This is a genomic window from Paracoccus suum, from assembly GCF_003324675.1.
In the GTDB taxonomy this organism is placed as follows: domain Bacteria; phylum Pseudomonadota; class Alphaproteobacteria; order Rhodobacterales; family Rhodobacteraceae; genus Paracoccus; species Paracoccus suum.
Window position 1 is genome coordinate 618,561 of record NZ_CP030918.1, and the last position, 22,323, is coordinate 640,883.

General features: G+C 67.2%; 18 protein-coding genes. 6 read left to right on the forward strand and 12 right to left on the reverse strand.

The window, feature by feature from the left end; translation table 11 throughout:
- Positions 1-21: 21 nt before the first annotated feature.
- Positions 22-1,395, reverse strand: coding sequence for an ammonium transporter (locus DRW48_RS03040; RefSeq protein WP_114075119.1), 1,374 nt, complete (start codon positions 1,393-1,395; stop codon positions 22-24).
- 244 nt (positions 1,396-1,639) lie between these two features.
- Between DRW48_RS03040 and DRW48_RS03045 the strand changes: the two genes are divergently transcribed.
- Positions 1,640-3,922 carry a transglycosylase domain-containing protein gene (locus DRW48_RS03045; protein WP_114075120.1) on the forward strand — a complete coding sequence of 761 codons (2,283 nt, stop codon included), beginning with the start codon at positions 1,640-1,642 and terminating at the stop codon, positions 3,920-3,922.
- A gap of 108 nt (positions 3,923-4,030) precedes the next feature.
- Here DRW48_RS03045 and DRW48_RS03050 read toward each other — a convergent pair whose 3' ends face one another.
- Together DRW48_RS03050 and DRW48_RS03055 are read right to left on the reverse strand one after the other, a co-directional pair.
- Positions 4,031-4,639, reverse strand: coding sequence for an MlaC/ttg2D family ABC transporter substrate-binding protein (locus tag DRW48_RS03050; RefSeq protein ID WP_241963356.1), 609 nt, complete (start codon positions 4,637-4,639; stop codon positions 4,031-4,033).
- Positions 4,620-5,321: an MlaA family lipoprotein gene (locus DRW48_RS03055; protein ID WP_114075122.1), complete on the reverse strand. Its 702-nt coding sequence runs from the start codon at positions 5,319-5,321 to the stop codon at positions 4,620-4,622. Before DRW48_RS03055 ends, DRW48_RS03050 begins: the two co-directional genes overlap by 20 nt.
- A 177-nt stretch (positions 5,322-5,498) precedes the next feature.
- Between DRW48_RS03055 and DRW48_RS03060 the strand changes: the two genes are divergently transcribed.
- Together DRW48_RS03060 and DRW48_RS03065 are read left to right on the forward strand one after the other, a co-directional pair.
- A complete protein-coding gene (locus DRW48_RS03060; RefSeq protein ID WP_114075123.1) occupies positions 5,499-7,241 on the forward strand; it encodes a type I secretion system permease/ATPase in 1,743 nt (580 codons plus the stop codon).
- A gap of 548 nt (positions 7,242-7,789) precedes the next feature.
- Positions 7,790-9,049 (forward strand): HlyD family type I secretion periplasmic adaptor subunit, encoded by a 1,260-nt coding sequence (locus tag DRW48_RS03065; protein ID WP_241963431.1) that lies wholly within the window; start codon positions 7,790-7,792, stop codon positions 9,047-9,049.
- A 91-nt stretch (positions 9,050-9,140) separates the two neighbouring features.
- On the opposite strand, the gene DRW48_RS03070 is transcribed toward DRW48_RS03065, so the two are convergent.
- The 5 genes from DRW48_RS03070 to DRW48_RS03090 all read right to left on the reverse strand — a co-directional run bounded on the left by DRW48_RS03070 (position 9,141) and on the right by DRW48_RS03090 (position 14,498).
- Positions 9,141-9,938, reverse strand: coding sequence for an HpcH/HpaI aldolase/citrate lyase family protein (locus DRW48_RS03070; RefSeq protein WP_114075125.1), 798 nt, complete (start codon positions 9,936-9,938; stop codon positions 9,141-9,143).
- On the reverse strand, positions 9,932-10,762 hold the full coding sequence (locus tag DRW48_RS03075) for an HTD2 family dehydratase (RefSeq protein ID WP_114075126.1): 831 nt from the start codon (positions 10,760-10,762) through the stop codon (positions 9,932-9,934). The genes DRW48_RS03070 and DRW48_RS03075 overlap by 7 nt, the downstream gene beginning before the upstream one ends.
- Positions 10,759-11,859 (reverse strand): CaiB/BaiF CoA transferase family protein, encoded by a 1,101-nt coding sequence (locus tag DRW48_RS03080; RefSeq protein ID WP_114075127.1) that lies wholly within the window; start codon positions 11,857-11,859, stop codon positions 10,759-10,761. The genes DRW48_RS03075 and DRW48_RS03080 overlap by 4 nt, the downstream gene beginning before the upstream one ends.
- A complete protein-coding gene (locus tag DRW48_RS03085) occupies positions 11,859-13,019 on the reverse strand; it encodes an acyl-CoA dehydrogenase family protein (protein WP_114075128.1) in 1,161 nt (386 codons plus the stop codon). The genes DRW48_RS03080 and DRW48_RS03085 overlap by 1 nt, the downstream gene beginning before the upstream one ends.
- A gap of 123 nt (positions 13,020-13,142) precedes the next feature.
- Positions 13,143-14,498, reverse strand: a complete 1,356-nt coding sequence (locus DRW48_RS03090) for an MmgE/PrpD family protein (protein ID WP_114077328.1) — start codon at positions 14,496-14,498, stop codon at positions 13,143-13,145.
- Positions 14,499-14,669: 171 nt separating this feature from the next.
- Between DRW48_RS03090 and DRW48_RS03095 the strand changes: the two genes are divergently transcribed.
- The gene (locus DRW48_RS03095; RefSeq protein ID WP_114075129.1) at positions 14,670-15,629 is read left to right on the forward strand and encodes a LysR family transcriptional regulator; all 960 of its coding nucleotides are present in this window, start codon (positions 14,670-14,672) and stop codon (positions 15,627-15,629) included.
- A 14-nt stretch (positions 15,630-15,643) separates the two neighbouring features.
- Positions 15,644-17,143 (forward strand): fumarate hydratase, encoded by a 1,500-nt coding sequence (locus DRW48_RS03100; protein ID WP_114075130.1) that lies wholly within the window; start codon positions 15,644-15,646, stop codon positions 17,141-17,143.
- A 93-nt stretch (positions 17,144-17,236) separates the two neighbouring features.
- Here the strand turns inward: DRW48_RS03100 and DRW48_RS03105 are convergent, their stop codons facing one another.
- From DRW48_RS03105 to DRW48_RS03120, 4 genes are all read right to left on the reverse strand, one after another.
- A complete protein-coding gene (locus DRW48_RS03105) occupies positions 17,237-18,247 on the reverse strand; it encodes a TRAP transporter substrate-binding protein (protein ID WP_114075131.1) in 1,011 nt (336 codons plus the stop codon).
- Positions 18,248-18,422: 175 nt separating this feature from the next.
- Positions 18,423-19,349: an ornithine carbamoyltransferase gene (gene argF, locus DRW48_RS03110; protein WP_114075132.1), complete on the reverse strand. Its 927-nt coding sequence runs from the start codon at positions 19,347-19,349 to the stop codon at positions 18,423-18,425.
- 103 nt (positions 19,350-19,452) lie between these two features.
- Complete coding sequence (locus tag DRW48_RS03115; protein ID WP_114075133.1) at positions 19,453-20,649, reverse strand: aspartate aminotransferase family protein; 1,197 nt, start codon at positions 20,647-20,649, stop codon at positions 19,453-19,455.
- 154 nt (positions 20,650-20,803) lie between these two features.
- Complete coding sequence (locus DRW48_RS03120) at positions 20,804-21,589, reverse strand: ABC transporter permease (protein ID WP_114075134.1); 786 nt, start codon at positions 21,587-21,589, stop codon at positions 20,804-20,806.
- Between the two features lie 115 nt (positions 21,590-21,704).
- Here DRW48_RS03120 and DRW48_RS03125 point away from each other — a divergent pair, with 115 nt between their 5' ends.
- The gene (locus DRW48_RS03125) at positions 21,705-22,295 is read left to right on the forward strand and encodes a GcrA family cell cycle regulator (protein WP_114075135.1); all 591 of its coding nucleotides are present in this window, start codon (positions 21,705-21,707) and stop codon (positions 22,293-22,295) included.
- Positions 22,296-22,323 lie beyond the last annotated feature (28 nt).

Sequence of the window (22,323 nt, forward strand, 5' to 3'; positions counted from 1 at the left end):
CCATTCTCGTGCCCCTGTGGCTCAGTTGGAATAGGCCCGCTCGCCATGGGTGGTCAGGTCCAACCCCTCACGCTCGTCGTTTTCGGTCACCCGCAGGCCCAGGATGGCGCGCAGGCCCACCAGGATAACGGCCGAGACCGCGCCTGACCACAGCACCGCCACCCCGACGCCGATGAGTTGCTTGGCTACCTGCGCACCGATCGAAAATGCCTCGCCAGCAAAGCCGCCGAGGCCCGGGGCGGCAAAGACGCCGGTCAGTACTGCGCCGACGATCCCGCCGACGCCATGGATGCCGAATACGTCGAGGCTGTCGTCATAGCCCAGCGTTCTTTTAAGCCCGACGACCGCCCACAGGCAGATCAGCCCCGCGGCCAGTCCGATCACCAGCGCGCCCATGGTGCCGACAGTGCCCGCCGCAGGCGTGATCGCGACCAGTCCAGCGACTGCGCCCGATACCGCGCCGAGCATGCTTGGGTGACCGCGATACGCCCATTCGGCGAGCGTCCAGGCGAGGGCGGCGGCGGCCGGTGCGACCAACGTCGCCAGCAGTGCCTGCACCGTCAGGGCGTTCGCCTCGAGGTTCGAGCCGGCGTTGAAGCCGAACCAGCCGACCCACAACAGGCAGCCGCCGATCATGGTGAAGGTCAGGTTGTGCGGCAGCATCTGGTCACGGCCAAACCCAAGGCGCGGGCCGACCATGATCGCCGCCACCAGCGCCGCGACGCCGCTGTTGATATGGACGACCGTGCCGCCCGCAAAATCCAGAGCGCCGAGGCGGAACAGCGCCCCGCCCGAGTACCAGACCAGATGCGCCATCGGCAGATAGGCAAAAGTGAACCATAGCACCGCAAATACCAGCACGGCCGAGAATTTCATCCGCTCGACGACGCCGCCGACGATCAACGCCGGGGCGATGCAGGCGAACGTGAGTTGAAAGGCCACGAATGAAAGTTCTGGCAGTCGCACGCCGTCGCTGAAGGTGGCGACGGTCGAGTCCAGCGTCACGCCGCGCAGGAACGCCTTGTCCAGCCCACCGATGAACGAGGCGACGCCGCCCCCCGCCTCGGGCCCGGTAAAAGCGAGGCTGTAGCCGTAGATCACCCAGAGCAAGGTGATCACGCAGAAAATCGTGAAAACCTGCATCAGCACGCTGAGCATGTTCCGCGCCCGGACCAGTCCGCCATAGAACAGCGCAAGCCCCGGCAGGATCATCGTTACGACGAGGATGGTCGAGACGAGCATCCAGGTCACGTCCCCCTTGTCGACGGAGCCGGTGCCCATGGCGACCACGGTGTCTTGCGCTGCAGCAGGCAGCGCACCCGCTATCAGCAACGCGAGGGTGAACATCGCACTTGTTGGGGGCGTGGGGATTGGCCGGGGCCGGTATCGGGTCATGTGTCACCTCTTGTCTGTCCGGCAACTCAGCGGCGCGGGCAGCAGGGCGCTCAAGCGCGGGATGGCCCCTGTCGCGCCGCATTGGGCGAAACGCCGCCTCCTTGGGCAGAATCTCCTGAAACTGCCCGCAAAGACGGCAGGTCACGGTTGGGTCAGGGCCGTTCCCACGCGCGGCGCATTGCTGTATCGTCGCGGCCAACAGGCCGCAGTAAAGCGGCCGCGCATGACGGGCAGACCTCAGTACATGAAGAAACCGACTGGTAATCCCCGGCGCATCGCCGCCGACCAGCGCTATTCCGCGCCGTCCAAGACTGCCTCGGGCCAGCCGCGGCGCGGCGGACGGGGCGGGCGCGGACCGCGCCGCGGCAATGCCATCACGCGCGGCGTGACCGGCACCTTCGTGCTGCTCTGGCGGATCTTGTGGGGCTCGGTCTGGCGGCTTGGCCTGACGATGTTCCTGATCCTCGGCCTTGCCGTCGCTTATTTCTACCAGGGCCTGCCCGAGGCATCCAAGCTGTTCGACGGGCGCGCCCGCGGCAGCGTCACCATGCTCGACACCGACGGCCGGGTCTTTGCTTGGCGCGGCGAGACCTTCGGCATGGTCACCTCGGACAAGATCGCCCCGGTCTTGCGCCAGGCCGTCGTCGCGACCGAGGACCGGCGCTTTTATCGCCACTTCGGCGTCGATCCGCGCGGCATCGCCAGCGCGATTAAGATCAACCTCGCCGAAGGGCGCGGCGCGCTGGAGGGGAACGGGGGCTCGACCATCACGCAGCAGGTCAGCAAACTGCTGTGCCTGGGCGAGACCTTCGATCCGACCCGCTGGAAGGACGAGGCCGCATTCGAGGCCGACTGCCGCGCCAGCAGCCTGTGGCGCAAGATCAAGGAAGTCCCTTACGCCATGGCGATGGAGGTGAAATACTCCAAGGACGACATCCTCAACATCTACATGAACCGCAGCTACCTGGGCGCCGGTGCGCGCGGCTTCGAAGCTGCGGCACAGCGTTATTTCAACAAGCCCGCGGCCGACGTGACCATCCCCGAGGCGGCGATGCTGGCCGGCCTGCTGAAGGCGCCCAGCTATTTCTCGCCGGTCAGCAACATTGCCCGCTCGCGTGACCGGGCGGGTGTAGTGCTGGGGCTGATGGCGAGCCAAGGTTACATCACCCCCGAGCAGCTGGCCGCCGCCAAGGCCGAGCCCGCCAAGCTGAGCCGCGCCGCCACCGCTCGCGCCGGCGGCTATTTCGCCGATTGGCTGATGGAGAGCGGGCCCGGTTTCCTGACCAGCGAGACGACCGAGGACGTGACGCTGAAGACGACCTTCGACCAGCGGGTTCAGCGCGCCGCCGAGCGCGCGCTGAACAAGATCTTTGACGAGAAGGTCAACGAGGGCTCCAAGGCGCAGGCCGCGGTCGTGGTCATGAGCAGCGACGGCGCCGTCCGGGCAATGATCGGCGGCCGCAGCAATACCGCCGACGGCACCTTCAACCGCGCAACGCAGGCCCGGCGCCAGCCCGGCTCCAGCTTCAAGCCGTTCGTCTACGCGGCGGCCCTCGACCAGGGGTATTCGCCCGATTCGCGGGTGCTGGATGCGCCACTGACAATCAACATCCGCGGCTCGGGGCCGTGGTCGCCGCAGAACTATACCCGCAACTACCGGGGCGAGGTGACGCTGACGACCGCGCTGTCGCAATCGCTGAACACCGCCACCATCCGCCTGCAGGAGGCTGTTGGCCGCGATGCCGTGCGCCGCATCGCCGAAGATTTCGGCTTTGCCCATGACCTCGCCTCCGGCCCGTCCCTCGGCCTCGGCGTCAGCGAGACCACGCTGCTGGAAATGACCGGCGCCTATGCCGGCATCCGCAACGGCGGTACTGCCGTGCGCCCCTACGGGATGATCGAACTCCGCCTGAAATCCGACGAGCGCCCGCTGATCGGCCAGTCGGGCGGCATGGGTACCCGCGTCATCTCGCAAAAGGCGGCAGGAGAGTTGATCGGCATGATGCGCAACGTCATCCAGCACGGCACTGGCACCCGGGCCAAGCTGCCGGGCGGGCGCGATGCCGCGGGCAAGACCGGCACCACCTCCAGCTATCGCGATGCGTGGTTCATTGGCTTTACCGATCAATATGTGACCGGCGTCTGGATGGGCTATGACGACAACAAGCCGCTGAAAGGCGTCACCGGCGGCGGCCTGCCGGCCGAAATCTGGCAGGCCGTCATGGCCGAGATCAGTGACGGTCTGCCGAACGTGCCGCTGGGCACCGATTTCCCGGACGGCGCGGGCGCAACGCAGATCACCCCGGTGGCCATCGAGGGCGGCGATCCCTTGGCAGCGGCCCTGGGCGAGGCGCTTGGCCAGCCGGGCGGCCAGCTGGCGGCCCCGCAGGTGGCGGGCAACGTCCAGACCTCTGACCCGACCAACGCCCCGACCCGCCCGGTCCGTGTCGTGCCGCAAAGCCAGGGCGCACAGGGCGCGCGCGACCCGTTGGCCGACGCGCTGGGCGGCATTCTGGGCGGGACCTGACGCGCTGTCAGTTCAGAGCGGGCGCCAGGATCTGACCCCCGGCGCCCGCATTTTTTGAATCCATGGCGTGTGACAAACCAGCTGAAGCGCCGGTCCTGTTACGGCACGTCAGCTAGCGCGGGCTAGATCGCTCGCCAGAGCGTTGATATCGCCCTTGTGCCGACCCAGAAGCGCCGCGATCTCGGCCCGTTCGGTCGAGATCATGTTCACACCCTCGACGATCAGGTTGAAGAATCGCACCTGCCCCGACTTGTCGGATACGTGCCATTCGACGGCGATCGGCTCCTGTCCGTTCAGATAGGCGGTCGACTGCACTGCGACGAAGGACTTGACCGGCGCCGCCTGCCCGACATCGATGCGACCGCCGACAAAGTCGTGGAAACGCTTGCCGTATTTGCGGCCGATATAGCCGGTGAAAGCGTTGGTATAATTAGTCAGCGCTGCCGGCTGGGCCTGACGCGCCGCCGGGCCCAGGCAACTGCGTGCAATCACCGGCACATCGGCGTAGCGCACAAAGATGTCCGTGAATCTGGCATACATCTGCGGCGCCGGAAGGCCGGAGTTGATGACCGAATAGACATCGGCCACGGCGTGCTGGATCAGCGTGCGGGCCCCGTCGGTTGACAGGGCCAGCGCGGGGCGCGCGACCGCCAGGACACCTGCCCCGGCCATCAGCCCAAGAAAACCGCGCCGCGTTTCAGTCGCTATATGGGTCAATGATTTCGGCCTCCTGCCCCAGCTCATGTCGGCGATGTTGTTGATACAGCAGCTTTGTCTGCGTGTAGCTGTCGGCACTGTCATGCAGCACGCTATCCACGGTATCGCCGTATTTGGCGCGCTTGCCGACTTTGGCCACGATCTTGACCGCCCGCGCAGCCACCCGCGCGTCGTCTGGCAGCCACTGGTCCATCGGATCGATCAGCCAATCGACGACCCGGCCGGCCGCGTCACGCTCGGACGAGGGACCGAGAATCGGCAACTCGAGGTAGGCGCCCTCGGGCACGCCCCAGACATGCAGAGTCTCGCCGAAATCGGTGTCGACCTCGGTCAGCGCGAACTCGCGCCCGGCCGGATCCATCAGGCCGCCGAGGCCAAGGGTCGAGTTCACCAGAAACCGCCCCGCATTCTGCGCCGCGGGTTGCGGCCGTCCCTGCAGTAGATGGTTCACAACCTTGCCGGGCAGCGACAGGTTGCCGCCGATATTGGTAATGCCGTCCATCAGCGAAGGCGCAGCCGCGGCATCAGCTGAGGGCGCGCCTTGCGCCTTACCCCGCTTCAGCGGCGAGGTCAGCGGCCGCACGACCTTGGCGTCGACGCCGGCGTTGAAGGCATGCATCTGCCGGTTGAAGGGCGCATATGGGTCATCCCCCCTGCCGGCGCAGGCCGACAGCACCAGCATGGCGCCAATGGCCGCGCAGCGGCCGAGGAAAGGGGCGGGGGGTAAAGATTTGTGAACCATTTGGCGCTAGGACGTAGCGAATCCGGATGGCCCGCGCTAGACATCGTCTCGACACCCTCGGGGGTTTTGGCGGCCCAGCGCCGGTTTTGCGCGGCCAGTTCACGGGCGGAGTTCTGAATGGCGCAGGCGCCAATGCGGCACGATGGACGCAAAGAGCTGGCTTCAGCCCGTGCCACAGGCTGGTCCCTGCTGGTCCCGGTCGGGCTTTTTTCCATTGCAGTCAATATATTGATGCTGACGGGCCCGCTGTTCATGCTGCAGGTCTATGACCGGGTGCTGTCCAGCCGCTCGGTGCCGACGCTCGCGGCGCTGTTCGCCTTGATCACTTTCCTGTTCCTGCTGATGGGCGTGATCGACCTGATGCGCAACCGGGTGATGCTGCGCGTCGCCGCCCGCTTTCAGGAACGGATGGAGGGTCGGGTTTTCGCGGCCTCTCTGCAGGAGGGCGGCGAGAGCGGCAACGAGCATGTGGTCAAGGCCGGCTTGCGCGATCTCGACTCGATCTACCGGCTGGTTTCCTCGCCGTTGCTGCTGGCGCTGTTCGACCTGCCCTTCGCGCCGTTCTTCATGGCGGCGGTGTTCCTGCTGCACCCGGTTCTCGGCTACGTCGCCCTGGCCGGCGCGGCATTCCTGGTGGTGGTCACGCTCCTCAACCAGTGGCTGTCGCGGGCTCCGCTGCACCAGGCGATGCTCAGCGGCGCGCAGGCGGACCGCATGTCGGAACTCTATCGCGACGCGGGCGAACTTGTCGGCGCGCTGGGCATGCGTGGCGCCGCCTATGCGCGCTGGAAGGCGGCCCGGGACAGCGCCACCGGCGCCTCGGTCGTGGGCGCGGACCGCGCGGCGACCTTTACCGTCATGTCGCGCACCTTCCGCCTGTTTCTGCAAAGCGCCCTGCTCGCCGCCGGCGCCTGGTTGGTCCTGCGCCAGGAAGTCACGCCCGGTGCGATGATCGCCTCATCGATCCTGATGGGGCGTGCCCTCGCCCCGGTCGAGCAGGTGGTCGGCGGCTGGTCCATGGTCCAGCGCGCCCAGGATGGCTGGGCCCGCCTTGCGGCGCTGCTGTCGCGCCAACCCCCGGTCCAGCGCCGTACCGCGCTGCCCCGTCCCCCCGCCCGGCTGGAGGTGAATCACCTGTCGGTCGTGCCGCCAGGCCAGCAGATCGCCACCCTGCGCGGGGTCAGCTTTTCCCTCTCGCCCGGTCAGGCCATGGGCGTGATCGGCCCCTCGGGCGCGGGCAAGACGACCCTCGCCAAGGCGCTGATCGGCGGCTGGCCGCCGGGCGCTGGAACCATCCGCCTTGGCGGCGCCACGCTCGACCAGTACGAGCCTGACGTTCTCGGCCGCCTGATCGGCTATCTGCCGCAGCAGGTCATGCTGTTCGACGGCACCATCGCCGAGAATATCGCTCGCCTCAGCGAGCGTCCCGACGCCGAGCGCGTGGTCGCCGCTGCGACCGCCGCCAACGCCCATCGCATGATTCTGGACCTGCCGCAGGGTTACGACACGCGCGTCACCCAGACCGGAGGGCGCCTCTCGGGCGGGCAGATCCAGCGCATTGGCCTCGCCCGCGCGCTCTATGACGAGCCGGTGCTGTTCATTCTGGACGAGCCGAACTCGAACCTCGACAATGACGGCTCACTGGCGCTGAACCAGGCGATCCGCGCGATCAAGGCGCGCGGCGGGGCGGTCATCATCATGGCCCACCGCCCCGCCGCTATTTCCGAATGCGACGTGCTGCTGATGCTCGATTCGGGGATGCGCCGCGCCTTTGGCCCGCGCGACGAGGTGCTGAAGTCGATGGTTAAGAACGCCGAGGAAATCCGCCGCGGCGCCGGGACGGGGACAGGGGTCGCATGAGCGATTCGCGCAAAGAACCCGACGATGCGGTCGCCGCCTCGCCGACTGACCAGGCGGCGGCCCGCAAGCCGTCGGTGCAGCCTTACCGCATCGCCGGCGTCACCGCCGCCCCGTATCAGTCGGGACGCAGCACCCGTCATATCGAGGGGGCCACCGAGCGGACGTCGGCTGCCGGCGCGCCATTGCCCGAGGCGGCCGCTGCAGGTGTGCGGCCCGAATCGGATACGCCGCCCGGCACGGGGACTAGACCGAACGCGCCTCACCTCGGCGCCGCTACCCGGCGGGACGCGCCGCATCTTGGCGATCGACAGCCCAAGGAAGCCCAAGCTGATGCAGCAGCAACTTCTCAAGCGGCCTCCACCGCCGCTCCGCGCGAGCCTGCCCCACGGGCCGCCTCGACCGCGCTGACGGAACGGCAGGCCAGCCTGCGCCCGGTTCCAACCGCCGGCCCGCCGGCCCCCCCCGCCTTGCCGCCTGCGCATAGGCCGCCCCCCGACCTGCCGCCCCCGCCCCCTCCCCGCCGCTGGTCGGCCCAAGGCGCGGTGCTCATGGGTTTCCTAGCTCTGTTCATCCTCTTTGGCGGCTTTGGTGCTTGGGCGTGGGGCGCACGCATCGCCGGCGCCGTGGTGGCCAGCGGCCAGGTCGAGGTCGAGCAGCACCGCCAGATTGTCCAGCACCCGGACGGCGGCGTGGTCGACGAGATACTGGTCCGCGACGGGCAGTCTGTGAAAGCGGGCCAGCCCCTGATCCGCCTCGACGGCAGCTTGCTGCGCACTGAACTTGCGATCGTCGAAGGCCAGTATTTCGAACTGCTGTCCCGCCGCGGCCGCCTTGAGGCAGAGCGCGCCGACAGCACCACCCTGACCTTCCCCCAAGAACTGGTCGTGGCCGCCAAGACCAACACCGACGCGCGCGACCTGATCGCGGGACAGGAGGATCTGTTCCGAGCCAGCTTGGCGACACTGACCCAATCGCTGGACCAGCTCGACAAGCAGATCGACCAGATCCATTCCCAGATCGTCGGCATCGACGCGCAAAAGGATGCCTTGGCGCAGCAGCGCGCGCTGATCGGCGAAGAATTGACCGACGCCGAGACCCTGCTGAAAAAGGGGCTCGCGCAGGCGCCACGGGTACTCGCGTTGCAACGCAACGCTGCCGCGCTTGACGGGCAGCTGGGCGAGCTGACTTCAGACCGTGCCCAGGCCGAAATCAAGATCACCGAAATCGGCATTGAGCGTCTGCAAAAATCTGCCGAGCGTCGGGAAAAGGCCGAGGTCGAATTGCGCGATCTCGGCTATCGCACGCTTGAACTGGCCGAGCGTCGCCGCTCGCTGACCGAGCAGATCGCCCGGCTGGAGATCCGCGCCCCGGTTGCCGGTATCGTCCACCAGATGCAGATCACCACCCCCCGGTCCGTGATCCGTGCGGCCGAGCCGGTCATGTATCTGATCCCCCAGGACCGTCCCTTGGTGATCGCCGCGCGCATCGCCCCAATCAACATCGACGAGGTGCGGATCGGGCAGCCGGTCGTGCTGCGTTTTTCTGCCTTTTCCTCGCGCACGACACCCGAGATCGACGGCGTCCTTGCCCAGATCTCGGCCGACTCGGTCGTCGACGAGAGTACCAAGCTGCCCTACTACCGGGCCGAGGTGACCATCGGCGCCGATCAGTTGGCAAAGCTGGGCCAGCTGTCCCTCGTGCCCGGCATGCCGGTCGAGATCTATGTCCAGACCGGAGAGCGCAGCCCGCTGGCCTATCTTCTGAAACCGTTGACCGACTACTTTACACGCGCATTCCGCGAGACGTGATGCCCGCCGTCGCGTGATTTGATCCGGTTCAGGGACGAACTCCCGGCGCCCGGGCCCGTCGGCGGCTTAAAGCTCGGAGGGTGTCACCGGACTAGCTCTCGCCAAGCTGCGCGGCAGCCGCGAGAATCGCCCGTGCCCGGATGCGCACGGGCTCGTCGACCATCGCCCCATCGAGCGCCACCGCGCCATCACGCGTCGAAAGCACCCGCTCGGCCCAGGCAGCCTCGCTCGCGGTCGGGACAAACGCGCGGCGCACCTCGGCGATCTGCCGGGGGTGAATGCACAGTTTGCCCGTCATCCCCAGTGCCTTGGCATGGGCCGCATCGTCATGGCTGGCGGACGGATCGTCCAGGTTCAGTGCGACGCCATCGAGGGGCGGCGCGATCGCGGCCAGCCGCGACGCCAGCACCAGTTCGAAGCGCGCCGGCAGCAACACCTCGCGCAGATGCGCGCACCCCAGATCGGCACAGAAATCAACCGAGCCGAAGGCCAGCCGGATCACGCCCGACGCCATCGCGATACTGCGCGCATGTGCCAGTCCGGTTGCTGACTCGATCAGTGCGATCAACGGCTTTGCTGCGCGCAAAGCAACGTCGCCACAGATCGCCGGGGCTTCGGCCTTGGGCAACATCACCGCCGCAAATTGCTGGGCGGCGACGGCTGCCAGATCGGTCTCGTGCCATGGCGTGCCATGACCGTTGATCCGCACGATGACCGGCAGGTCGGTGAAATCGCAGCGAAGCGCAGCCCGCGCGGCGTCCTTGGAGTCAGGCGCAACCGCATCTTCCAGGTCAAGAATGATGGCATCCGCGCCCGAGGCTGCGGCCTTGGCAAATCGTTCGGGCCGGTCAGCCGGCACGAATAGCGGCGCTCGGATGCCAGTCACCATGTCGCCCGCGCTTCCATCGCCACAGGACCATCGACGGCCGCGGTCCACAGCCGCATGCCGTCGCCATCTGCCGCGGCATTCAGTACGTAGTCCTGGGTGTCGAAGATTGGCGTGAGGCTGCGGAATTCGAACCGCGCCGGAGGGCTGCCCCCCAACGCCTCGGCCAGTTGCACAAGTTGCGTCGCCTGCAGTGGCCCGTGCACAATCAGGCCGGGATAGCCCTCCTCGTCCCGCACATAGGGGGCGTCGTAGTGGATGCGGTGGCTGTTGAAGGTCAGCGCCGAGTAGCGAAACAGCAATGCGGCCGAGGGGGTGACGCGCTGCCGATGCGTGCCCCGCGGCGCCTGCTCGGGCGCTCGGGCCGCTGTGCTGATGTCGCGATAGACGATGTCCTGACGCTCGTGGACTGCCAGCCGGCCGGCGCTGTCGATCCGATGCTCGACGGTGACAAAGCAGAGCCTGCCGCTGCGGCCCTCCTTGAGTGTCACGTCGCGGATCGTCGACCGGCGCGTGACCAGATCGCCAACGCGGATCGCATCCTGAAAGGTCAGTGCCCCGCCTGCCCACATCCGGCGCGGCAGTGGGACCGGCGGCAGAAAACCGCCTCGCGCCGGATGGCCGTCGGGGCCGAGGCTGGCGGTCGGCGCGGTCGGCGGGGCAAGGCAGAGGTGGATCATCGCCGGCGCGATATTGCCCTCGCGCACCTCGCCCTGCCGGTCGAATGTCGCATTGAAGCGCTGCACCAGGGCGGCAGTCACGCGCTCGGCGGCAACTTCCTCGCGACCGATCCAGTCGCGGAGGTGCCCGAGATCGAGCGCGCTCATCCCTCGACCGCCGCCAGGGCCGGGACCGGGCCGTATTCCCGCGTCTCACCCGCAAAGACTGCACCCGGCGCGGGGTAGCTGACCGGGCCGTTGGGCGTGTCCACGGTGATGCGGCGCAACTGGGCATGCGACGACAGGGCCGCCATGTCGTTCACCGAGGCGAAGGCCACGTCGGCTGCGATCAGCAGCGCTGTTGCCTCAGCCTCGGTCAGCCGGGCAAAGGCCCCTGCCACGATGGCGTCGGTCTCGGTCCGGTTGGCGACGCGCGCCACATTGGTCGCAAATCGCGGATCGCAGGCCAGTTGGGCATCGCCGAGAAACACCTTCGCCAGCTTGGCGAACTCACGATCGCTTTGAATCGACATCAGGATCTGGCTTCCATCCTTGCAGGTGAACACCCCGTAGGGCGAGATCGAAGGATGCGCGAGGCCGAGCCTGCGGGGCGATTTACCCCCCTCGTGGTTCAGCAGCGGAACCGTCAGCCAGTCGGCCATGACGTCGAACATCGACACCTGGATGTTGGCCCCCTGCCCTGTGATCCCGCGCCGGATGAGCGCCTCGAGGATCGCAGCATGCGCGGTCGCCCCGGTTGCGATATCGACCAGCGAGACCCCCACCCGCGACGGCTCGTTCGGGCCACCGGTGATCGAGCACAGCCCCGATTCTGCCTGGATGAGCAGGTCATAGGCCTTGCGATCCGCCATCGGCCCTGTCTCGCCATAACCCGAGATCGAGCAGACGATCAGTCGCGGAAAGTCGGCCGCGAGCCGCTCGAAGCCAAAGCCCAGCCGCGCGAGCGCACCCGGCTTGAGGTTCTGGACTAGGACGTCGGCGCCCGCCAGCAGGCCCTCCAGCCGCTGCTTGTGCTCGGCGCGCGTCAAGTCGAGCGCCAGCGATTCCTTGCCGCGGTTCAGCCACACGAAGTAGCTGGCCTGACCCTTGGCGACATCGTCATAACCGCGCGCGAAATCGCCTTCGGGCCGCTCGACCTTGATGACCCGGGCGCCGGCATCGGCAAGGCGCGACGTGGCAAAGGGCGCGGCCACGGCCTGCTCGATGGCAATGACAGTCAGCCCATCCAGGGGCAGCGTGGCCATCAAAAGCTCCTCGGCAGGCCGAGCATGTGTTCAGCGACGTAGGACAGGATCAGGTTGGTCGAGATTGGCGCGACCTGGTAAAGGCGCGTTTCGCGGAACTTGCGCTCGATGTCATATTCGCAGGCAAAGCCGAAACCGCCGTGGAATTGCAGGCAGGCATTCGCCGCCTCCCACGAGGCTTTTGCCGCCAGGTATTTGGCCATGTTCGCCTGCGCGCCGCAGGGCAATTGCGCGTCATAAAGGCGGCATGCCTCGTAGCGCATCAGATTGGCGGCCTCGATTTCAATGAAGCTTTCGGCGATGGGGAATTGCACGCCCTGATTCTGGCCGATCGGACGGCCAAAAACGACGCGTTCCTTGACGTAATTAGTGACGCGGTCGATGAACCAATAACCGTCGCCGATGCATTCCGCGGCAATCAGCGCGCGTTCGGCATTCAGGCCGGTCAGGATGTATTTGAAGCCCTGACCCTCCTCGCCGATCAGGTTCTCCTCGGGGATTTCCAGGTTGTCAAAGAACAGCTCGTTGGTCTCGTGATTGACCATGTTCAGGATCGGGCGCACCTCCATGCCGGAGGCCATGGCCGCCTTCACATCGACGATAAAGATAGACAGTCCTTCGGTTTTCTTGGCGACCTCGGCCAGCGGGGTGGTGCGCGCGAGCAGGATCATCAGGTCGGAATGCTGCACCCGGCTGATCCACACCTTCTGGCCGTTGATGACATATCGGCCGTCCTTCTTGATGGCCGTGGTCTTGATCTTGGTCGTATCGGTTCCAGTCGTGGGTTCGGTCACGCCCATGGATTGCAGCCGCAATTCGCCGCTGGCGATCTTGGGCAGGTATTTCTCGCGCTGCGCCGGTGATCCGTGACGCACCAGCGTGTTCATGTTGTACATCTGGCCGTGGCAGGCCCCCGAATTGCCGCCGGCCCGGTTGATTTCCTCCATGATGACGCTCGCCTCAGTCAGGCCGAGGCCAGATCCGCCGTATTCCTCGGGGATCAACGCAGCCATCCAGCCGGATTTCGTCAGGGCCTCGACGAATTCCTCGGGGTAGGCGCGAGCGAGGTCGACCTTGCGATGATATTCGTCCGGGAATTGCGCGCAAAGGGCGCGCACGGCGTCACGGATCTCCTGATGGGCGTCGCTGCGATGATCCATGCGCTCCTCCGGTTCTGCGTTGCCCGGCAAACTGCCCAAAGCCGAGCGATACTTCAAATATATGAATTCGATGGCCGTTAGAGCATCAGGCTATGACACGTTCAGAGTTTAAGGCGCTGCCAATCAGGCCAATACCTGCCGGACGCACGCGCCCTGCCCTAGGCTGGCCAGCCGTTCCAGCCATTCACCATCGGCACCGTTCAGGACCGGCGCCGTCAGCGACCGGAATTTGGCTGCCAGCGCAGCGGCATCGGGGAAGGTCTCCGGCTCGCCCGACGGATCGGGGATGCGCAGGTGATGCACTGCGCCATCGGCCCGCACCTCGAGCGTTGCGCCGAACGGGTGGCGCAGCCCCTCCAGCGATGGGTCGCGCCAGACATCCACCCGCCCGGCAAGCGCCTCGGCCTCCGCATCGCCCAGCAGATCGTAATCGTCCCAGCCGAAGCGGCCCCGCAGCAGCGCAACTGCCGCGGTGAAGGGCATCGCGAACTGGCCCGCGACGATGCTGCGTGCACGCTGCTTTTCCGCCAGCGGCGCGCCGACAAGCGCGATGCCGTTGCGGTGCAGGCCAACCCGAACCGCCGTCACTTGATCTGGCGTCCAGCCATGCGTCCGCTGCAGGGCGAGCAGTCCGTCAACGGCGGCATGTGTATAGCGGCAAGCGGGATAGGGTTTCACGCCGATGCGCAGAGTCTCCCACACCGTGCCTAGATCGGCGGTCGCGCGCAGCGGCTGGGCGCCGTCGCTGTAGCCTTTAAGAAAGCCATGCGTGCCCTCCAGCGCCTCGGTCGCGCCGCGGAAACCCTCGGCCGCGAGGGTGGCCGCCATCAGGCCTTTCATCGCCGCCTCGCCCACCTGGTAGCGCTTGTTCCAGGCGCCATTTTCCAGGAACTGCAGCGAGCCGGAGGCTTGGCTCGCCGCGATGCCGAAGGCCGAGACCATCGCCTCTGGCGACAGCCCCAGCAGCCGGCCCGCCGCCGCTGCCGCGCCGAAGGTGCCGGCCGTCGCCGTGGGGTGAAACCCGCGTGCGTAATGCGCGGTCGGGTCAAGCGCCATGCCGAGGCGGCAGCAGACCTCGAAGCCGATGACGGTGGCGACCAGCAGTTCTTGCCCGGTGGCATCCGTCAGCTCCGCCGCGGCCAGTGGCGCCGGCACCACGGGCGCACTCGGGTGCAGCGAGCTATCGGAATGGGTGTCGTCGAAATCCAGCGAGTGGCCGAAGGCGCCGTTCAGCAGTGCGGCCGCCCCTGCGCCAAAGCGGCGCTGCAGGCCCAGGACGGTGCAATCGCCCCCGCCGGCAAGCCCCAGCCGGTCCAGCATCGCAAGCATGGCCGGGCTGGAAGCGCTGTCGTTCGACGCACGGATGGCCGAGCCGGCCAGATCGGTCACCAGCGCCAGCGCCCTCGTGGTAACTTCCCGGGGAATCGTGGCGGCCGGCGTCAGGACGCTGAAATCGGCCAGGGTTCGCGTGATGGTCATTGGCTGCCCCTTCTGGATGCGCCGGTGATCAGGACGGCAATGGCCGCCACTTGTCCAATAGGGCTTCGACAGGCGCGCCATAACATTCTGGCATGGCGCCGCAGGCAATCCCTTGTTTGCCGTCAGGGTCGCCTTGTGCTTCCATGCCCTCTGCCTGCCGGGACCCCGCCGATGATGGACCTTCGCCAGCTTCGCTATTTCATCGCCATTGCCGAGCAAGGCTCGTTCTCGCGGGCTGCGGTGGTGCTGCATGTCGCGCAGCCCGCCCTGTCGCTGCACGTGCGGAACATGGAGGCCGCCCTCGGCACCGCGCTGCTGGTGCGGACCCCGCGCGGGGTCGAGCTGACCGAGGCCGGCACCATCCTGTTGCGCCATGCACGCATCATCATGGACCAGATCACCGTCGCCGCCGAGGAGGTGCGCGGCCGCCATAGCGATCCCGCGGGCGACGTGCGCCTCGGCCTGCCCGGCACCATCGGCCAGATCCTTGCCGTGCCACTGATCACCGCCGCCAACCAGCGCTACCCGCGGATCAAGCTGCGCATCGCCGAGGCGATGAGCGGCTTTATCCTCGAATGGATGCGCGAAGGGCGGATCGATCTGGCGGTGCTTTACGGCCAGGCGGCCGAGCACGGCATCCGGACCGAGCAGTTGCTGGACGAGCAGTTGCAGTTCTTTGGGCCCGCCGAGGGACTGCGGTCGGAGGTCCTGCCGCCGCCCCACAGCCCGCTGGCCTTTGCCGAGATCGCCCGCCTGCCGCTGATCCTGCCGGGCATCGGCCACGGGCTGCGTGACCTGCTCGGCCGCCATGCCCAGGTCCATCAGGTGGAACTGAACACCGTGATCGACGTCGAATCCTACAGCAACATCAAGGCACTGGTGGCCGAGGGGTTGGGCTATTCGATCCTGCCCGAGCACGCCATCGCGGCTGAGGTTGCGGAGGCGCGGCTGCGCAGCTGGCCGGTTGCCGCGCCGGGCATCACGCGCGGCATCTACCTCGCCCATTCCGCCAGCCGGCCGATGACCAGCGCCGTGTCAACCGTGCTCGCCCTGGCGCGCGAGACGCTGCACGACCTGGCCCGAACCGGCCGCTGGATCGGCGCAACCGAACCTGCCGACGCCGCCCGCTAACCAGAGGGACAGCCATGCCGGCCATCAGCGAAGAGGATGTGATCGCCAGCGTCTCGGACGCCTTGCAATTCATATCGTACTACCACCCGGCGGACTTCATCCGCGCCATGTCCGATGCGTGGCGGACCGAGGAGAGCCCGGCTGCCAAGGGGGCCATGGCCCAGATCCTGGTCAATTCGCGCATGGCCGCCCTCGGCCATCGCCCGATCTGCCAGGACACGGGCGTTGCCAACATCACCGCCCGCATCGGCGTTCGCGCGCGCCTCGACTGGGACCGGCCGCTGCAGCAGATCGTCGATGACGCCGTGCGCCGCGCGTGGCGCCAGAATGACAACCCGCTGCGTGCATCGGTCGTTGCCGACCCGCTCGGCCAAAGGCGCAACACCGGCGACAATGCCCCGGCCATGCTGCATGTCGAGATGGTCGCGGGCGATCGCATCGCCTTTGACGTCTCGGCCAAGGGCGGCGGATCCGAGAACAAGTCCCGCTTTGCGGTCCTGAATCCCTCGGCTTCGGTCGCCGACTGGGTGGTCGAGGCCGTGGCCGGGATGGGCGCCGGCTGGTGCCCGCCGGGCATCCTCGGGGTGGGTATCGGCGGCAGCGTCGACAAGGCGATGGTCATGGCAAAGCAGGCCCTGAACGAGCCGCTCGACGCGCACCAGCTTCGCGCCCGCGGCGCCGCCACGCCGGAGGAGGAGCTGCGGCTGGAGTTGATCGACCGCATCAACGCCCTTGGAGTGGGGGCGCAGGGCCTTGGCGGGTTGACCACCGTGCTGGATGTCAAGGTGCGCAGCTTTCCGACCCATGCAGCCTCGCTGCCGGTTGCCGTCGTGCCGAACTGCGCGGCTACCCGGCATGTGCATTTCGAACTGGACGGTAGCGGCCCGGCGCGGCTGACGCCGCCCGATCTGTCCGACTGGCCCGAACTGGATTTCCGCGACGCCTGGCGCGATGCCCGACGCGTCGATCTGGACGGCCTGACCCGGGAGGAGATCGCCAGCTGGCAGCCCGGCGAGGCGCTGCTGCTGTCCGGCCGGATGCTGACCGGCCGCGACGCCGCCCATCGCCGCATCCAGCAGATGCTGGCCGCGGGCGAACTGCTGCCGGTCGATTTTCGCGATCGCGCCATCTATTATGTTGGCCCGGTCGACCCCGTTGCGGGCGAGGTCGTTGGCCCCGCGGGTCCCACCACCTCCAGTCGAATGGACGGCTACAGCGACATGATGCTGGACCGCCTCGGGGTCGCGCTGATGATCGGCAAAGCCGAGCGCGGGCCGCAAACGCTGGACGCCATCGCCCGCAACGGCGCCGCCTACCTGATCGCGGTGGGCGGGGCGGCCTATCTCGTCTCACAGGCGATCCGAGAGGCCCGCGTGATCGCCTTTGCCGAGCTCGGGATGGAGGCGATTCACGAATTCACCGTCAAGGATATGCCTGTCACCGTCGCCGTCGATGCGCGTGGCACCTCGGTCCATGTCACCGGCCCGAAGGCATGGCGCAGGCTCCCCGCCTGAAGCGGAACGGCGCGGGCGTTGCCCCCCGACCAAAGCTGTGCGGAGGGGCAGGCTTAATGGGAAAAAGGGGCGCCGTAGTTGCGCGCCCCGATCTTACTGGGTTCCCAGCGCCTTATAGGTTTGCTGGATCAGGTCGGCGCCGATGCGGTTCGCCATCTTCTCATGGACCGGGCGCAGCACCTTGTACCATTCCGCGCGCTCGCCCTCGGTCATGTCGTGGAACTCGGTCTTGCCGGTATCACGCATGGCCTGCAGGGCGGTCGCGTTCTCCTCCTCGGCGATGCCATTGGCATAGGCGGTCGCCTCGGCCATGGCCTTGTCCAGGTTGGCGCGGACGTCATCCGGCAGGCCGTCCCAGAACTTCTTGTTCACGATCACGGCGTAGCCGATGTAGCCGTGGTTCGAGACATTGGCGTATTTCTGCACCTCATAGACACGCTGGGTATAGGTGTTCGACGGCGTGTTTTCGGTGCCGTCCACCACGCCGGTCTGCAGCGCCTGGTAGACCTCGCTGAAGGCCATCACCTGCGGCACGGCGCCCAGCGCCTGGAACTGCGCTTCGAGGATCTTCGAGGACTGGATGCGCATCTTCAGCCCCAGGAAATCATCAGGGTTCACGACGGGCGAGTTCGCGGTCATGATCTTGAAGCCGTTGTCCCAGTAGGCGAGGCCCTTGATGCCCTTGGCATCCAGCTTGGCCATCAGGCCCTTGCCGACATCGCCCTCGGTGATCTTGCGCAGATCAGCACTGTCCTTGAACAGCATCGGCAGATCAAACAGCTCGAACTCGGGGACGCCCAGCGGGCCGAACTTGGCCAGCGATGGGGCGAGCATCTGGACGGCGCCCAATTGCAGCGCCTCCATCTCTTCCTTGTCCTTGTAGAGTTGGCTGTTGGGGTAGATCTCTACCTTGACCTTGCCCTCGGTGTATTTCTCGGCGAGTTCCTTGAACTTTTCGGCGCCCTTGCCCTTGGGCGTGTCGGGCGCGACGACGTGGCTGAACTTGATCGTGATCTGGTCTTGGGCGGCGGCCGGTGCGGCCGACCAAAGCGCCATCATTGCGGCGATGCCCGCAGCCCTGGTCAGGTTGCGAAATTCGAACATGCCTCTCCCCTCCATGTCGGTTGGGCCGCGCGGTTCCCCCCGGCAGCCCTCATGACCGGATTGTCGGCGGTGGCGTGATATTTCAAATATATGAAATATCTGGACGCCATAGCGATCAGCTATAACGTCCAGTCCAACTTCTGAGGCGTTGTTTTTTAAGAATTTTGGGGACGTTTCAGACCCCTAGGCACCAGCGCATCACGGCTTTTTGCGCGTGAAGGCGGTTTTCAGCCTCGTCCCAGACGACTGACTGCGGGCCGTCCATGACCGCGCTCGTGACCTCGTCATCGCGGTGCGCCGGAAGGCAATGCATGAACAGTGCGTCCGGGCCGGCCTGCGCCATCAGCGCCTCGTTGATCTGGTAGCCGCGCAGTTGATTGTGCCGCCGCTCGCGGGCCGAAACCGGATCGTGCATGCTGACCCAGGTGTCGGTTACCACCAGATCGGCGCCCTCGACGGCGCGGACGGGGTCGCGCTCGATCTCGGCACGCACGCCCTGGGCGCGGGCGAAATCCATGAAGGCCGCCTCGGGGTCCAGCGGCGGCGGGCCGGTGAAGGTAAAGTCAAAGCCGAACTGTCCGGCCGCGCCGATCAGCGAATGGCAGGTGTTGTTGCCGTCCCCCGACCAGACCACCTTGCGCCCGGCGATCGGCCCGCGATGCTCTTCGAAGGTCAGCACGTCGGCCATGATCTGGCAGGGATGGGTGCGGTTGGTCAGCCCGTTGATGACCGGCACGGTGGCGTGCTCGGCCATCTCATGCAACGTCGCCTCCTCGAAGGTGCGGATCATGATCAGGTCGACATAACGCGACAGCACGCGCGCGGTATCGGCGACTGTCTCGCCATGCCCCAGCTGCAGGTCGGCGCCGGACAGCACCATGGTCTGCCCGCCCATCTGCCGCACCCCCAGGTCAAAGCTGATGCGCGTGCGGGTCGAGGGTTTTTCAAAGATCAGTGCGACCATGCGGTTGGCCAGCGGCTGCTCGGCGTCGGGCGTCGCCTTGGGTGCATCGCCGCGCGCGGCTTTCATCACTCGCGCGGCGTCGATCATCGACCGCAGGTCAGGCTTGGGTGTGGTGTGGATGTCGAGGAAATTGGTCATATCGGGCACTCTGCCGCCGCGGCGGCTGCGAAAACGTCAGGCGAGGGGGTCCGGCTGGCGTTCCCCTCGTCGCGGCTTTCGCGGCCTGCCCCGGCGCATCGGCCTAAGCATGGCTTTCCGTCGGCAGGGCGGCCTCGACAGCCGTCGCGGCCCGGTCCAGCCGCGCAACCGCCTCGGCGATCTCGTCCTCGGTGATGGTCAGCGGCGGCAGCAGGCGCAGGGTGTTGTCCGCGGCGGCGACGGTCAGCAGGTGCTGGTCATAGCCCGCCTTGACCAGATCGGTCGGCGCGACCCGGCAGCGCAGGCCCAGCATCAGGCCTTGGCCGCGCACGGCCTCGAACACCGCGGGGTGAGCCGCGACAAGCCCTTCGAGCCGCTGGCGCAGCAGCGCGCCCTTGCGCCCGACCTCGGCCAGAAACTCCGGTTCCGCGACGATGCCCATGACCGCGGTGCCGACGGCGCAGGCCAGCGGGTTGCCGCCATAGGTGCTGCCATGGCTGCCGGCCGTCATCGGCAGCGCTGCCTTTTCGGTGGCCAGCACCGCGCCGAGGGGGAAGCCCCCGCCGATGCCCTTGGCGACCATCATGATATCGGGCGCGATGCCGGCCCATTCATGCGCGAACAGCCGGCCGGTGCGGCCCATGCCCGATTGCACCTCGTCCAGCACCAGCAGCGCGCCGGTGCTGTCGCACAGGGCGCGGATCTCGCGCAGGTCGGCATCGGGCATGACGCGGATGCCGCCCTCGCCCTGCACCGGCTCCAGCATGACGGCGGCGGTCTGGGGGCCGATTGCGGCCTTCAACGCCGCTATGTCGCCCCAAGGCAGCTGGCGGAAACCGGGCATCAAGGGGCCATAGCCCTTGACCATCTTCTCGGAGCCCGCGGCGGCGATCGCGCCGGTCGAGCGGCCGTGGAAGGCGCCCTCGAAGGTCAGGATCTCGATCCGCTCGGGCTCACCGGCGGCGTCCCAGTACTTGCGCACCATCTTGATCGCCAGTTCGGCCGCCTCGGTGCCCGAGTTGGTAAAGAAAACGGTGTCGGCGAAGGTGGCCTCGACCAGCATTTCGGCGAGCCGTTCCTGCTGGGGGATGCGGTAGATATTGCTGACATGCCAGATGCGGCTGGCCTGGTCGGTCAGCGCGGCGACCAGCGCCGGATTGGCGTGACCCAGCGCGTTCACCGCAATCCCGGCGCCGAGGTCCAGATAGCGCGTCCCATCCTCGGCAATCGCCCAGGCACCCTCGCCGCGTTCAAACGCCAGGTCGGCGCGATTATAGGTCGGCAGGATGGCGTCGATCATGGCGGTCCCTTGCGGTAGAGGGCGCGGCGGGCCGGCATGGGCCCCGGCGGGGCTTGCCAATGCGCCGGCGCGACGTTTTCAGGCGCGGCTTGCAGTCGGTTTGCACGGTTAGCGCGGGCGGACGCATGACGCAATCCTCCGCCCCGGGCGGGCGTCAGGCCTTCATCCGATAGCCGGATCGCAGCCACCACCAGCCAAGGCCCAGCACCACCGCCAGCGCGAGCAGGCAGACCCCCAGCCCGAGGACGGGCGAGGCGTCGCTGACCCCGGCAAAGCCGTAGCGCGCCCCGTCGATCAGGTAAAAGATAGGGTTGGCGTGGCTGAAAGCGCGGAACGCCGGCGGCAGCGCTTCGACCGAATAGAACGTGCCCGACAGGAACGACAGGGGCGTCACGATGAAGTTGGTGATCGCCGCCATCTGGTCGAACTTTTGCGCGATGATCCCGGCGAGGATCCCGAGGCCGCCCATCAGCAGTGCGCCCAGCACGACGAAGGTGATCGCCCACAGCGGATGCGCGACGCCAAAGCCGAGCGTCACGGCCATGCCTAGCGTGATGACCGAGGCGACCAGTCCAGCCCGTATGACAGATCCTGCGAGGTAGCCGGCCAATATCTCGCCGGCCGACAGGGGCGGCATCAACGTGTCGACGATATTGCCCTGCATCTTGGCCGAGATGATCGAGGACGAGGTGTTGGCAAAGGCGTTCTGGATCACGGTCATCATCAGGACGCCCGGCCCAAGGAAGGCAAGGTAAGGCAGCCCCATTACCTCGCCCCGGCCGCGCCCGAGGGCCAGCGCGAAGACCATGACGAATAGCCCTGCCGTCATCAGCGGGGCAAAGATGGTCTGCTGCCAGACCGCCATGAACCGGCGAACCTCGCGCATGGCCAGCGTCCACAGGCCGAGCCAGTTGATCATTCCGAACCGGCGCACGCCCATGGGGCGCTGGTCAGCCGTTGCGTCAGCTTGCCTTGAAGTCATGTGTTCGTGGGGATATATCCGGGCATCCCGGTTCTTAGACCGGGCCAGCCGAAAACATGCAAGGGTGGGCGCGATGTCGTGGACCGACGAGCGGGTCGAAACGCTGAAGCGGATGTGGACCGAGGGTCAGTCGGCCAGCCAGATCGCCAAGGAACTTGGCGGTGTCACGCGCAACGCCGTGATCGGCAAGGTCCATCGGTTGGGCCTGTCGAACCGCACCGAGGAAGGTGAGGCCGCCCCCGAGGCGCCGGCCGCTGCCGCCGCGCCCGCAGCCGCCGCTGCATCTGCGCCCGAGGCGCCGCGCCACGAGCCCGTGGCGGCCAAGTCCGCCCCCGAGCCGGAGCCCGAGGCCGAACCCGCACCGGTCGCGACCTTTACCCCGCGGCGGCCGATCGTGCCCGCAGGCCAGCCGCTGCCGCCCCAACCCTCGGCCAACGAAATCAGCCCCGAGGCCCTCGCCTCGGTCCGCGAGGTCGAAAAGCGCGCCCGCAAGCTGACCCTGATGGAGTTGACCGAGCGGACCTGCAAATGGCCGATCGGCGATCCGGCGACGGAAAAGTTCTGGTTCTGCGGCCTCCCCTCGCAGGCGGGCAAGCCCTATTGCGAGGCCCATGTCGGTGTCGCCTTCCAGCCGATGAGCGCGAGGCGCGACCGCCGCCGCTGACACCGGCCTGCCAGACCTGGAGACACCG

Excerpts from the sequence above, each read along its gene's own strand:
- DRW48_RS03040 (WP_114075119.1), bottom strand. The coding sequence starts at position 1,395 with ATGACCCGATACCGGCCCCGGCCAATCCCCACGCCCCCAACAAGTGCG.
- DRW48_RS03045 (WP_114075120.1), top strand. The coding sequence starts at position 1,640 with ATGAAGAAACCGACTGGTAATCCCCGGCGCATCGCCGCCGACCAGCGC.
- DRW48_RS03055 (WP_114075122.1), bottom strand. The coding sequence starts at position 5,321 with ATGCTGGTGCTGTCGGCCTGCGCCGGCAGGGGGGATGACCCATATGCG.
- DRW48_RS03060 (WP_114075123.1), top strand. The coding sequence starts at position 5,499 with ATGGCGCAGGCGCCAATGCGGCACGATGGACGCAAAGAGCTGGCTTCA.
- DRW48_RS03065 (WP_241963431.1), top strand. The coding sequence starts at position 7,790 with ATGGGTTTCCTAGCTCTGTTCATCCTCTTTGGCGGCTTTGGTGCTTGG.
- DRW48_RS03070 (WP_114075125.1), bottom strand. The coding sequence starts at position 9,938 with ATGGTGACTGGCATCCGAGCGCCGCTATTCGTGCCGGCTGACCGGCCC.
- DRW48_RS03075 (WP_114075126.1), bottom strand. The coding sequence starts at position 10,762 with ATGAGCGCGCTCGATCTCGGGCACCTCCGCGACTGGATCGGTCGCGAG.
- DRW48_RS03080 (WP_114075127.1), bottom strand. The coding sequence starts at position 11,859 with ATGGCCACGCTGCCCCTGGATGGGCTGACTGTCATTGCCATCGAGCAG.
- DRW48_RS03085 (WP_114075128.1), bottom strand. The coding sequence starts at position 13,019 with ATGGATCATCGCAGCGACGCCCATCAGGAGATCCGTGACGCCGTGCGC.
- DRW48_RS03090 (WP_114077328.1), bottom strand. The coding sequence starts at position 14,498 with ATGACCATCACGCGAACCCTGGCCGATTTCAGCGTCCTGACGCCGGCC.
- DRW48_RS03095 (WP_114075129.1), top strand. The coding sequence starts at position 14,670 with ATGATGGACCTTCGCCAGCTTCGCTATTTCATCGCCATTGCCGAGCAA.
- DRW48_RS03100 (WP_114075130.1), top strand. The coding sequence starts at position 15,644 with ATGCCGGCCATCAGCGAAGAGGATGTGATCGCCAGCGTCTCGGACGCC.
- DRW48_RS03105 (WP_114075131.1), bottom strand. The coding sequence starts at position 18,247 with ATGTTCGAATTTCGCAACCTGACCAGGGCTGCGGGCATCGCCGCAATG.
- argF (WP_114075132.1), bottom strand. The coding sequence starts at position 19,349 with ATGACCAATTTCCTCGACATCCACACCACACCCAAGCCTGACCTGCGG.
- DRW48_RS03115 (WP_114075133.1), bottom strand. The coding sequence starts at position 20,649 with ATGATCGACGCCATCCTGCCGACCTATAATCGCGCCGACCTGGCGTTT.
- DRW48_RS03120 (WP_114075134.1), bottom strand. The coding sequence starts at position 21,589 with ATGGGCGTGCGCCGGTTCGGAATGATCAACTGGCTCGGCCTGTGGACG.
- DRW48_RS03125 (WP_114075135.1), top strand. The coding sequence starts at position 21,705 with ATGTCGTGGACCGACGAGCGGGTCGAAACGCTGAAGCGGATGTGGACC.